Genomic DNA, 11,854 nt, shown 5'->3' with positions numbered 1-11,854 from the left:
GCCCTCTGGCCACAAGTGAGGCGGGGTGGGTGTACGTGTACACCCACCCCGCCCGTCAACACACTCGCAGAGGCGTGACCGTTACTCGGTCTTCACCTTGATCGTGCCGTCGATGATGCCTTCCTTGGCCTTGGCGACCGCGTCCGTGAGGCCGGCGATCTCGGCCATCTTCGGGTTGGAGTCGGCGAGGCCGACGCCGTCGACCTTGAGGTCGAAGGTCTGCGTGCCGGTGAGGGGCTTGCCGTCCTCGACGGACTTGGCGAGGGAGTAGACCGCGCCGCCGACGTCCTTCAGGGCGGAGGTGAGGATGTACTCCTTGTAGGGGGCGAGGGCCTCCTGGTTGTACTGGTCGGAGTCGACGCCGATCGCCCAGACCTTGGCCTTGGCGGCGGCCTCGATGACACCCTGGCCCGAGAGACCGGCGGCCTGGTACAGGACGTCCGCGTTCTTCTCGATCTGGCCCTCGGCGGCGGCCTTGCCCTTGTCGGGGCTGGAGAAGCCGCCCTCTTCGGCCGTCTGGGTCAGGTACTGCGAGAGGACCTTGACCTTGCCGTCGCTGGTGTCCTCGACACCCTGCTTGTAGCCGGCCTCGAACTTGTGGATTAGCGGGATGTCCACACCGCCGATGAAGCCGACCGTGTTCGTCTTGGTGGCCTTGGCCGCCGCGACACCGGCGAGGTACGAGGCCTCCTGCTCGGCGAAGACGAGGGAGGCGACGTTCTTGCCCTCGACGACCGAGTCGACGATGCCGAAGGTGGTGTCCGGGTACTGCTTGGCCGCGGCCTCCATGGCGGGGCCGTAGGCGAAGCCGACACCGATGACCGGGTTGTAGCCCTGCTTGGCCAGGGACTCCAGACGCTGCTGCTTGTCGGCGTCCGTCTCGCCCTCGGTGGGCTCGATGTCCTCGGTCTGGTAACCGAACTCCTTCTGAGCCTTCTCCAGGCCCGCGTACGCCGCGTCGTTGAAGGACTGGTCGCCCTTGCCGCCGATGTCGTACGCGATCGCGAGGCCCTTTTCGCCCTTGCTGGTCTCGCTGCCGCTGCCGCTGCCCTCGCTGCTGGTGCCACCACAGGCGGTGGCGGCGAGCGCCAGCGACGCGACCCCCACCGCGACGCGGGTCAGTTTGGAAATCCGACGCATCTTGAAGTTCCCCATCTTCTCCACAGCCCCGCGACCGGGTGCTCAGTTCGGCGCACATTAACGCGCGTAGACCCTCCTGGGAACGGGGTTCCGGCTGGCCGTTATCCATTCGTGCCGGTGGCCGTTACGCCCTCGTGAACCAGGGGAGCGAAAGGGATCTGCCGGGCACGGTGCCTCTCACAGCCCTCGCGTTCCGTGTACATGGGGTGACTTCAGCGTGAAGGTGCGCGGTCCGTACGGGGGTCGTACGGACACGCGCACCAGGCTGCCGCGAGGGGGGACGGGCCGCAACCCGACAGGCTGTTCTACCGGCCGGCCGTGTCGAGGGCGCGCATCCGGGCGTCCAGGAGGGCGGCGGCGGTGAAGAGCTCGACGCCCACGGTGATGGCGTGCTCGTCGGCGTCGAAGTCGCCCTGGTGGAGGTCGCGGACGGTGAGGTCGCCCGGTCGGCGGACACCCAGGCGGGCCATGGCGCCGGGGACGTGCTCCAGGTACCAGGAGAAGTCCTCGCCGCCGAGGCTCTGCTCGGTGTCCTCGACGGACTCGGCGCCGCGGCGGGCCGTCATCGAATCGTGGAGGAGTTCGGTGACCACGGGGTCGTTGACCACCGGCGGGACGCCCCGGATGTAGTTGATCTCGGGCTTGGCGCGGTGCATCACCGCGACCTCCTGGACCGCCTCGTGGATGAGGTCGGGGGCCTGCCGCCAGGCGTTGATGTCCAGGCAGCGGACGGTGCCGGACAGCTCCGCGTGCTGCGGGATGACGTTCGGCGCGTGGCCCGACTCGATCCGGCCCCAGGTCACGACGAGCCCGGCGCGGGCGTCGAAGCGGCGGCCGACCAGCGCGGGCACGTCGGTGACGACCCGGGCGGCGGCGGTGACGAGGTCGGTGGTGAGGTGGGGGCGGGCGGTGTGGCCGCCGGGTCCGTCGAGGGACAGCTCCAGCCGGTCGCAGGCGGAGGTGATGGGGCCGTGGCGGAGCCCGATACGGCCGGCGTCGACCCTCGGGTCGCAGTGCACGGCGATGATCCGGCCCACCCCGTCGAGCGCGCCGGTCTTGATGACGTCGGCGGCGCCGCCGGGCAGCACCTCCTCGGCGGGCTGGAAGATCAGCCGGACGGGGCGGGGCAGCTGCCCCTGGCGGTGCAGGTCGGCGAGGACGAGGCCGGCGCCGAGGACGACGGTGGTGTGCACGTCGTGGCCGCAGGCGTGGGCGCGGTCCGGGACGGTGGAGCGGTAGTCGCAGTCCACCTTGGTGTCCGGGATGGGGAGGGCGTCGATGTCGGCGCGCAGGGCGAGCGCGGAGCTGTCGGAGCCGTCCCAGGTGCCGATGTCACAGATGAGTCCGGTGCCGCTGGGGAGCACACGCGGGTGGAGGCCCGCCTTCTCCAGGCGGGCCTTGATCGCGGCGGTCGTACGGAACTCCTGGTTGCCCAGCTCCGGGTGCATGTGCAAGTCGCGGCGGAAGGCGACGAGTTCGGCACGGAGGGCTTCCGGCAACGTACCGGGGAGCGACGCTTCGGCTTCCCCTGGCTGATCGGCCTCGGACTCTCGGGACATCAGTTGGTTCACCCTCTGAAGGGTAGGGCGATCGGGCGACCTTCTCACCCTCGATCAACAAAAAATCAGCCCGCGAGGGGAAGATTTCCGGTCGCACAACGCATACGTATTGGCAGGGATGGGTATACCCGTTCGCTTCGTCGCGGGCGGGCGGACCTCGGAGAAGGGAGCGCCGGGGTTGCCCGCGAATCCCATCGTCTAAACGTCCGGGGGTGTCCGGACGATTCCCACACTCCACGGATACCACGTCCGCGCCGGCCCGCCGTCCCGGAACCGTCTCCGCCGCGCGCCGGTTCGGTTACGCCGTGTGTGCGAAGGGGTCCCCCGGAAGGCGTCGCGGTCGGGAAGACGGGAAGCCCGCGAGGGCGGTGGCCTGCGGTTGCGCGGGGCGACCGGGGTGCGGGGGCCGCGCGGTGCGCCCGGGTGGTCCGGGGGCGGCGGTGGTGACAGGGATCACGGGGGCGGTGGGGGGCGCGGGGCCGGGACGGGTGCGACCCTCCCGGCGCTCAGCCGGCGGTGGCCGGCCGGGGCGGGCGGCCGTGCAGGAGGAGCACGGCGGTGATCACGGCGGCCAGGGCCGCGAGGGCCGCCAGGGCCGGGACCAGGGCGACGAGCGGGCCCGCGGCCAGACAGGTCACGCCGCCGACGAGCAGGACCGGGGCGTGGCGGCCGGTGGTGCGGAGCAGGATCGCGGCGGCGCCGAGCAGGAAGAGGCCCGCGCCGCCGGCCAGGGCCCAGGCGGGCATGCCGTGCAGGGGCTCGGCCGGGCCGTAGTGGCCGGTGTCGGCGACCTGCTGGAGGGTCTTCTTCATCCCGAGGGCGGTGATGACCACGCCGGCCACCAGGGGCAGGTGGAGGAAGGTGTAGGTGTCGCGGGCCAGGACCGTGCGGTCGTCGCCGGTCAGGGCGGCGAGGCGGTGTTCGGCCGGTTCGGCGACACCGTGGAAGTACAGGCGCCACAGCGCGGCGACGGCCAGCAGGCCGAGGGCCGCGGCGGCGACGACCGGGGCGGAGACCGGGTGGCCGGTGACGCCGACGCCGATCGCGACGATGGACTCGCCGAGCGCGATGATGACGATCAGGCCGTGGCGTTCGGAGAAGTGCGCGGGGGAGGCGAGGCGCCAGCCCGATTTCCCGGTGACGAAGATGCCCGCGTAGTCGATGAGCACCGCGGCGAGCCAGATCAGGATCCGGGTCATGCCGTCGAAGGCCGCGCCCGCCAGCAGCAGGGTGGAGGGCGGGAGCACCGAGAGCAGGGCGGTGCGGCGGAGGGTGGCGCGCAGGGCCGTGTCGTCGGGGGCGGAGAGCCAGTAGGTCACCAGGTGCAGGACGCGGACCGCGCCGTAGCAGGCCACGAAGAGCAGGGGCGCGTCCAGGCCGCCCGGGGCGTCGTCGTAGACCTCGGGGACCGTCAGGGAGACGACCAGGACGACCGCCATCACCGCCACCAGCACCGCGAACATGCCGCCTGAGTCGGCGCGGACGACGTTGCCGAGCCAGGCGAAGCAGCACCAGCACCACCACAGGAGGGCGAGGACGACCATGCCGCCGAGCAGGCGCGGGGCGGTGGGGTCGGCGGCCATCAGGGCGGTGACCTGGGTGATCGCGTAGACGAAGACCAGGTCGAAGAAGAGTTCGGCGGGGGTGACCTTGTGGCCGTCCGCCGTGGGTGTCAGCCGGGTGCGCTCGCCGTGTGTCGTCACAACTCCCCCTCGGGGGAAGGCACTTCGCCGTCCCCGGTCTCGCGGCACGATAGGCGCGGGACGACCGGGGACGCGACGGCTCCGGATACTCCCGGAGCGAACACGCGAGGCGGAGGTCAGACCGACGCCACCGACGACAGCCGGTGGACGTCGCGTGCCGTGCCCGTGACCCCGGACAGGAAGCCCTGGGCGCGGGGGGAGGCGTGCTGGGTGAGCCAGGTGGGGTCGATGTCGCAGACGGCCACGCGGACGTCCGTCCCGGCGAGCGCCAGCGGCAGGGTGTGGACCACCGTCGACGGGAAGCTCAGGATCGTCCGGCCGATGGGGCCGCGGCGGGCGATGAGTTCGAGGGGGAGGTCGGGGCGGACGATCTCCAGGCCCGTCTCGGCCGCCAGGGTGTGGAGTTTCTCGGCGCTCTCGCGGCGGTGGGCGAAGTAGCGGGTGGCGCCGTGGGCCTTCGCGAGGGAGCGCACGGCTTCGAGGTAGCGGTCGCCGTCCACCACTCCGGTCTCCACCAGGGAGGTGCCCACGAGGTCGGCGCCCTTGGTGATGCGGGGCGGGCCGAAGCGGGCCCGGGTCCAGGAGAAGTCGTTGGCCGTGACGGAGACGCCCTCGGGGGTCTCGTCGATCGGCATGGAGGAGAAGACCTCGACGCGTCCGCCCGAGGCCGGGGTGAGGCGCTTGCGGGCCTTGGAGGAGACCGGGGCGAAGATCAGGTCGCGGGGGCCGGGCCGGCCGCCCTTGCGGTGCCAGCGGACGAGACGTTCGCCGCGGGCCAGCTGGGACACGAACTCCATGGTCGCGGTGCCGTCGTCGACGACGACCACGTCCGGTGCCCGGGTGATGGTCAGCAGGAGCTGGACGTAGCGCGAGAAGGGGTCGCCCAGCACGATGCGGCGCGCGGTGCGCAGGAGGGGGGCGAGGCCGCCGACCGTGCGGAAGGGGGCCGCGGTGCCGCCGCGCGCCTCCTCCCAGCGGACGTCGTGGCCCTCGTCCCGGGCCAGCTCCGCCATCCGGCGCAACTGGCCTCGGGTCATGGGGTCGTTGGGCGACAGGACCACCAGGGTGAGCCCCGCGCCACCGGAACCGAAGGGCCCCGCGCCGGGGTCATCGGGTGTGCCGAGGGAGTGGGCGTGCGCCCACTCCAGCACGTTCAACAGCTGTACCGGGCTCTCGACGAAGGCGAGAGTGTGGGGGCCGGCGGTTCCGGCGCGGGGGCTCATCGACGTACGACCGTCGCTTCCCTTGGTGGGTGGGGTGGTGGTGTCAGACGCCGACCGGCTCGCCCGCCGCCGCCGCGATCTCCGCCTCGGCGACGACGCCGGTGACACGGCGCAGCTTCTTCATGGGGCCCAGCTCGGAGTCGTAGACCTTCTTGACGCCGTCGCCGAGGGAGGCCTCGATGGTGCGGATGTCGCGGACCAGGCGGGTGAGGCCGCCGGGCTCGACGGAGGCGGCCTGGTCGGAGCCCCACATCGCGCGGTCGAGGGTGATGTGGCGCTCGACGAAGGTGGCGCCGAGGGCGACCGCGGCGAGCGTGGTCTGCAGGCCCGTCTCGTGGCCGGAGTAGCCGATCGGGACGTTCGGGTACTCGGCCTGGAGGGTGTTGATGACGCGGAGGTTCAGCTCCTCCGCCTGCGCCGGGTAGGTCGAGGTGGCGTGGCAGAGCAGGATGTTGTCCGAGCCGAGGATCTCGACCGCGTGGCGGATCTGCTTCGGGGTCGACATGCCGGTGGAGAGGATGACCGTGCGGTTGGTGGCGCGCAGGGAGCGCAGCAGCTCGTCGTCGGTCAGGGAGGCGGAGGCCACCTTGTGGGCGGGGACGTCGAACTTCTCCAGGAAGGCGACGGCCTCGGTGTCCCACGGGGAGGCGAACCAGTCGATGTTCTTGCTCTTGGCGTAGTCGTCGATCTGGCGGTACTCGTCCTCACCGAACTCCACGCGGTGGCGGTAGTCGATGTAGGTCATGCGGCCCCAGGGGGTGTCGCGCTCGATGTCCCACTGGTCGCGGGGGGTGCAGATCTCGGGGGTGCGCTTCTGGAACTTGACGGCGTCGCAGCCGGCCTCGGCGGCGGCGTCGATCAGCTTGAAGGCGTTCTCCAGCTCACCGTTGTGGTTGATGCCGATCTCGCCGACCACGTAGACGGGGTGGCCGGGGCCGGCGGTCTTCGAACCGAAGGTGCGCAGACGGGAGTTGGTGCTCATGACGGAGGGTTCCTTACTTGGTGAGGGAGTCGAGAGAGTCGAGGGAGGGGCCGAGGATCCAGCCGGCGATCTCCCGGATCGCGCCGTCGCCACCGGGGACGGTGGTGATCGCGCGTGCGGCGCCGCGTACGACGTCGTGGGCGCTGCCGACCGCCACGGGCCAGCCCACGAGGGCGAAGCACGGGAGGTCGTTGACGTCGTTGCCGACGTAGAGCACGCGCTCCGGCGCGATGCCCTGCTCCTCGCACCACTGCTTCAGTGCGAGGTCTTTCCGGTCGATGCCGTGGAGCACCGGGAGCTTGAGCTTCCGGGCGCGGGCGGCGACGACCGGGTTCTGTTCCGAGGACAGGATCAGCATCTCCAGGCCGCTCCTGCGGAGGGCCGCGATACCGAGTCCGTCGCCGCGGTGCACGGAGACGAACTCCCGTCCCTCGGAGTCGATCAGCACCCGGTCGTCGGTCTGGGTGCCGTCGAAGTCGAGGACCACGGCGTCGATGTCGTCGTGGGTGGGGAGGGCGCCGGGGCGGTTCGCGTCGAAGAGCGGCGCGAGGGCCTGGGCGCGGGCGAGGTCGTGCGGATCGTCGATCTCCAGGACCCGGGCGGGGTCGGTGCGGACGAGTTCCGTACGGCCGAAGAAGCGGTGCTGGTGCTTGCGCAGTCCGGCGGCGTCCATCGCGTAGGCGGCGCCGGTCTCCAGCAGGTCCTGCGGGCGGTCCTGGCGGCGGGGGCGGAAGGACTTGTCGTGGTTGACGCCGTAGCCGCCGGCGGTGTCGAGGGGTTCGGCCGTCTCGCCGTCCACGGCTCCCGGGTGGGCGGCTTCGGCGGTCGCGGGTTCGTCGGCGGTGTCGCGCCAGATGAAGCCGTGGAACGGGGCGACGGTCAGGGCCGTGTCGGCGCCGTGTTCGACGACCGCGCGGGCCACGCCGTCGATGTCCTCGCGGAGGATGAACGGGCTGGTGCACTGGACGAGCAGGACGACGTCGACCGGCGAGCCGTGCAGCGCCTCGTGGGCGTCCAGGGCGTGCAGCACGGCCGCCTCGGAGGTGGCGGTGTCACCGGCGATGGCGGCGGGCCGCAGGACGACCTCGGCGCCGGAGACCCGGGCGGCGGCGGCGATGGCGTGGTCGTCGGTGGAGACGACGACATCGGTCACCAGCCGGGCGCCGAGGCACTCGCGCACCGCGCGGGCCACCAGCGGAACGCCGCCGACGGGGGCGAGGTTCTTGGCGGGGACGCCCTTGGAGCCGCCGCGGGCGGGGATCACGGCGAGGACGCGGCGGACCGAAGGCGCCGGTCCCGCTTCCGGGTTGGACATGGCTGGAACTCCTTGCGGTGCGTGCGAAGGGGTCGGGCGGCGGCTCACAGCTCCCCCATCCGGCGGATGACGGGGGCCACGCGCTGCACTCCGTGGCGGTAGGCGCCGCGCGCCGCCCGGCGCACGATCTGCCGTACGGGGCCGGCCTGCCGGTCGGCGGCGGGCGCTCCGGGCAACGGGTCGCCGTCGGGGCCGAGATGGTGGCGGGCGAGGATGCCGGGCAGATAGCCGGGCGCGGTGACGGGCGTGTAGTAGGGCTCCAGCGGCGGCAGCCGGTCGGCCGCGATCAGCTTGGCGATGCGGTCGCGGGCCGCGTCGAAGGCGGCGCCGTACGAGCCTCCCCCAGACTGCGTCCGGGAGGTGCCCCCAGCGACGACACCCTGCCGGGCCACCCACTCGGGGTCGGGCACCGGTTCGTACCCGGCGTCCAGCTGGTCCCAGGAGGCGAGGCAGCCGGAGCCGACGAAGTGGTGGTTGCCGAGGGTCTCGCGGATGCCGAGGTCGGTGAGGACGACCGTGGGGATGCGGCGGTGCAGCGACTCCAGGGCGGCCGTGGAGCTGACCGTGACCAGCAGGTCGGTGGTGTCGAGGACCTCGCCCATGTTCCCGTACGCGAGGCGGAAGTTGGCCGGCAGTCCGCCGGGGAGCTTCTCCGCCAGCTTCTGGTACGGCAGTTCCTCGATGTGCGTGGTGTGCTCGCCCGGCTTGGAGCGCAGCTTCAGCAGCACCTCGCGCTCCGGGTGCCGCCTCGCGTGCTGGACGAGCCGGTTCAGCAGGTACGTACGGTCCCCGCGGTTGTCGGGGACGGACGGCTGTACGGCGAAGACGACCGTGTAGGGGTCCTCGGCACCGGCGTAGGGCCTGCCGCCCAGGAAGGGCAGCGCGACCTCGGTGACCGAGGAGGCGTCGGCGCCCACACCTTCGTACACCGCCCGGAAACGGTCCGCGTCCTGGCGGGAGTTGGCGAGGACGAGGTCCGCGCCGTGCCGCAGCAGCAGACCGTCGGCCAGCTTCTCGTAGACGACACCGACGTAACCGGTGACGACCACCGGCCGCTTGCGGCGCCCTGCCCAGGCCCGGCGCAGGCCGTGCAGTATCGCCTGGACGCCCCCGCCGACGAGGGAGAGCAGGACGACGTCGTACGGCTGCTGCGTGGTGTCGTCGTTCGTGTCCTCCTTCGTGTCCTCCTTCATGGCGCGCAGGAATTCGAGGCCGGTCACCTCGCGCAGGGAGTCGGGGCTGACCCCGACCTCCCGCAACTGGCGGGCGGTGGGGGTGGCTCGGCCGCGCAGGAGGAAGCCGTCCAGGCGGAGGTCCGCGCCCTCGGGAGCGAGGCGCCGCGCGGTGAGCGCGCCCCATTTCCACCGGGTGTCGGAGTCCGCGAGTACGGCGACTCGCAGGGTGTTCGTTGCACTTGCTGGCACATGGAAGACGCTAGGAAGCGATTCCGTTGAACGGCCCAACCCGAATGCAACAAAGGGTTAACAGCACATCGACGAACGGCGAATCGGGGCGCGAATGGCAGCGGAAAGTGCCTGGTTCACGGTTCCGCCACGCGTCGTTCACCTGACATCAAGCAGGTGGTCAAGACGAATGCCGGAGTGCCCCCTAACGTCACGGGGGTGGTCAAGCTCTCCGTCATCGTGCCGTTCTACAACGTGCAGCAATACGCGCCCGACACTCTGAAGAGTCTCAGAGCCAACGCTCGTGACGACTTCGAATTCATTCTCGTCGACGACTGCTCCCGCGACGAGACACCGGACATCCTCGCGCGCGCGGAGCGCGAGCTGCCGGGGGCGGTGTATGTCAGACACGAGAAGAACGGAGGACTGGCGACCGCGCGCAACACGGGTATCGACAAGGCCCGTGGCGAGTATCTGACGTTCCTCGACGGAGACGACTGGCTCGCCCCCGGTTACTACCCCCAACTCCTGGGCGCCATCGAGGAGTTGGGCTGCGACTTCGTGCGCACGGACCATGTCCAGTGCACCGCGCGGGCCCGCTCCGTGCACCGGGTGCCCAACGGGCGGCGCGGTGTGGTGATGAACCCGCGCGACGCGATCCTGCCCGCCGACCGCTCCACCTCCGTCGACTACGCGTTCGCCTGGGCGGGCATCTACCACCGCCGACTGGTCGACAAGGGGGTGCTGCACTTCACCCACGGGCTGCGCACGGCCGAGGACCGGCCGTGGATCTGGAAGCTGCACCGCGAGGCCGAATCCTTCGCCACGGTGGGGTTGCTCGGTGTCTTCTACCGGCGCGGGGTCGCGTCCTCGCTGACCCAGATCGGCGACGTACGGCAGCTCGATTTCATTCGCGCATTCGACCAGGTCATCGCGGAAACGGCGAAGGACCGGGACGCGGACAAACTCCTCCCCAAGGCCGTGCGCACATATTGCGCGATTATCTCCCACCATTTGGGATCCATCGAAAGGTTCGAGCCGGCGGTGGCACGGAAACTGAAGTCGATGAGCGCGGTCGCGCTGCGGCGAATGCCGCAGGACGTGCTGGACGAGGCCCTCGACTCGATGGACGTCCAGCGCGCCACCCGGCTGCGCCGGCTGCGCCGCCGTCCCGCCGCCGCGGGGGTCGCCGCGTGACCACGCAGATCTTCATGGCGTCCACGCTGTACGGCACGGCGACGCTGGCCGCGGCCCTGGACACCGAGTGCTTCCGCCCCGCGTCCCGGCGCATCCTGCTGATCTCCAACAACGCGGCCACCCCCGAGACGGCGCCCGGCCTGGACGAGATGCCCGGCTTCGAGCGGCTGCGCGGCCGGTTCGACGAGGTGATCTCCTGGAACGAGACCATCTCCCCGTTCCACCCGGGCGGCTGGTCCCCACGCCTGGACGACGTCCCCCTGTGGGAGCGGCATCTGCGGCTGCTGTGGAACCTCGGCGACGACGACGTCGAACTGGCCGTGGAGTCCATCCAGGTCCACCCGGCGCTCGGCTTCACCCAGATCTTCACCGGCGCCCCCGTGACCGTGTACGCGGACGGCCTGATGAGCTACGGCCCCACCCGCAACAAGATCGACCCGCTGGTGGGGACGCGGATCGACCGGCTGCTCCATCTGGACCTGGTGCCGGACCTGAAGCCGCTGCTGCTCACCGAGTTCGGCGTCGAGGCGGAGATCGTGCCCACGGACGCCTTTGTGAAGGTGCTCGCGGAACTGGTCGACACCGGTGACGAACTGCCCGCCGTCGAGGAGCCGGCACTGCTGCTCGGCCAGTACCTCTCCGCGCTGAACATCCTCACCGCCGAGGAGGAGGAAGACCTCCACGTACGGATGCTGAAGGGCGCGGTCGCGCTCGGGCACACCCGTGTGGTGTTCAAGCCGCACCCGAGCGCCCCGGCCCGCTGGTCGCGCGGGCTGGAGCAGGAGGCGGAGCGGCTCGGCGCCGAACTGACCGTGCTGGACACCCCGGTCCTCGCCGAGGTGCTCTACCAGCGGATGCGTCCCGCGCTGGTCGTCGGCTGCTTCTCCACCGCCCTGCTCACCGCCTCCGCGCTGTACGGCCTGCCGGTCGCCCGCGTCGGCACGGGCACCCTGCTGGACCGGCTCGCGCCGTACGAGAACAGCAACCGGGTGCCGGTCACGATCGTGGACGCGCTGTTGCCGGAGCTGGGCGACCGGGAGGCGGTCACCTCGCAGCGGCCGGGCACGGCGGTGGCGGACCTCGACGGGCTGGTCCGGGCGGTGGGGTTCGCGATGCAGCCGAAGATCTACCCGTCGCTGCGCGCGGAGACCGCCGCGTATCTGACGAGGCATCTGAGCGCGTACACGCTGCGGTACTTCAAGCGGCGGCGGCTGACCTCGCTGGGGCTGCCGGGCGGGATTCCGGTGCAGCTGGCCTTCATTCCGCGCAACGCGACCGTGCGAAGGGTCGCGCGGCGGGCGCGGTCCCTCAAACGGGCCACTCTGGGATGAG

9 protein-coding genes are annotated in these 11,854 nt (G+C 71.4%); 2 read left to right on the top strand and 7 right to left on the bottom strand.

Annotated features, from left to right (window positions below; translation table 11 throughout):
• Window positions 1-81: 81 nt before the first annotated feature.
• From J8M51_RS39220 to J8M51_RS39190, 7 genes are all read right to left on the bottom strand, one after another.
• Complete coding sequence (locus J8M51_RS39220) at window positions 82-1,140, bottom strand: BMP family lipoprotein (protein WP_179203288.1); 1,059 nt, start codon at window positions 1,138-1,140, stop codon at window positions 82-84.
• A gap of 305 nt (window positions 1,141-1,445) precedes the next feature.
• On the bottom strand, window positions 1,446-2,699 hold the full coding sequence (locus J8M51_RS39215; RefSeq protein ID WP_216589757.1) for an amidohydrolase: 1,254 nt from the start codon (window positions 2,697-2,699) through the stop codon (window positions 1,446-1,448).
• A 506-nt stretch (window positions 2,700-3,205) separates the two neighbouring features.
• Complete coding sequence (locus J8M51_RS39210; RefSeq protein ID WP_267299895.1) at window positions 3,206-4,402, bottom strand: low temperature requirement protein A; 1,197 nt, start codon at window positions 4,400-4,402, stop codon at window positions 3,206-3,208.
• A gap of 116 nt (window positions 4,403-4,518) precedes the next feature.
• Window positions 4,519-5,625 (bottom strand): hypothetical protein, encoded by a 1,107-nt coding sequence (locus J8M51_RS39205; RefSeq protein WP_086757792.1) that lies wholly within the window; start codon window positions 5,623-5,625, stop codon window positions 4,519-4,521.
• 43 nt (window positions 5,626-5,668) lie between these two features.
• Complete coding sequence (locus tag J8M51_RS39200) at window positions 5,669-6,607, bottom strand: N-acetylneuraminate synthase family protein (RefSeq protein WP_086757790.1); 939 nt, start codon at window positions 6,605-6,607, stop codon at window positions 5,669-5,671.
• A 13-nt stretch (window positions 6,608-6,620) separates the two neighbouring features.
• Window positions 6,621-7,922 (bottom strand): N-acylneuraminate cytidylyltransferase, encoded by a 1,302-nt coding sequence (locus J8M51_RS39195; protein ID WP_086757789.1) that lies wholly within the window; start codon window positions 7,920-7,922, stop codon window positions 6,621-6,623.
• A gap of 44 nt (window positions 7,923-7,966) precedes the next feature.
• Window positions 7,967-9,346, bottom strand: a complete 1,380-nt coding sequence (locus tag J8M51_RS39190; protein WP_086757787.1) for a DUF6716 putative glycosyltransferase — start codon at window positions 9,344-9,346, stop codon at window positions 7,967-7,969.
• Window positions 9,347-9,544: 198 nt separating this feature from the next.
• On the opposite strand from J8M51_RS39190, the gene J8M51_RS39185 reads away from it, so the two are divergent.
• Both J8M51_RS39185 and J8M51_RS39180 read left to right on the top strand, forming a co-directional pair.
• Window positions 9,545-10,522 (top strand): glycosyltransferase family 2 protein, encoded by a 978-nt coding sequence (locus tag J8M51_RS39185; protein WP_086757786.1) that lies wholly within the window; start codon window positions 9,545-9,547, stop codon window positions 10,520-10,522.
• Window positions 10,519-11,853, top strand: a complete 1,335-nt coding sequence (locus J8M51_RS39180) for an alpha-2,8-polysialyltransferase family protein (protein ID WP_086757784.1) — start codon at window positions 10,519-10,521, stop codon at window positions 11,851-11,853. Before J8M51_RS39185 ends, J8M51_RS39180 begins: the two co-directional genes overlap by 4 nt.
• The last annotated feature ends 1 nt before the right edge of the window (window position 11,854 follow it).

It is taken from the genome of Streptomyces griseiscabiei (assembly GCF_020010925.1).
Taxonomy (GTDB): domain Bacteria; phylum Actinomycetota; class Actinomycetes; order Streptomycetales; family Streptomycetaceae; genus Streptomyces; species Streptomyces griseiscabiei.
Note: the sequence above shows the minus strand (reverse complement) of the source record. Positions and strands in the feature narration are given on the sequence as shown.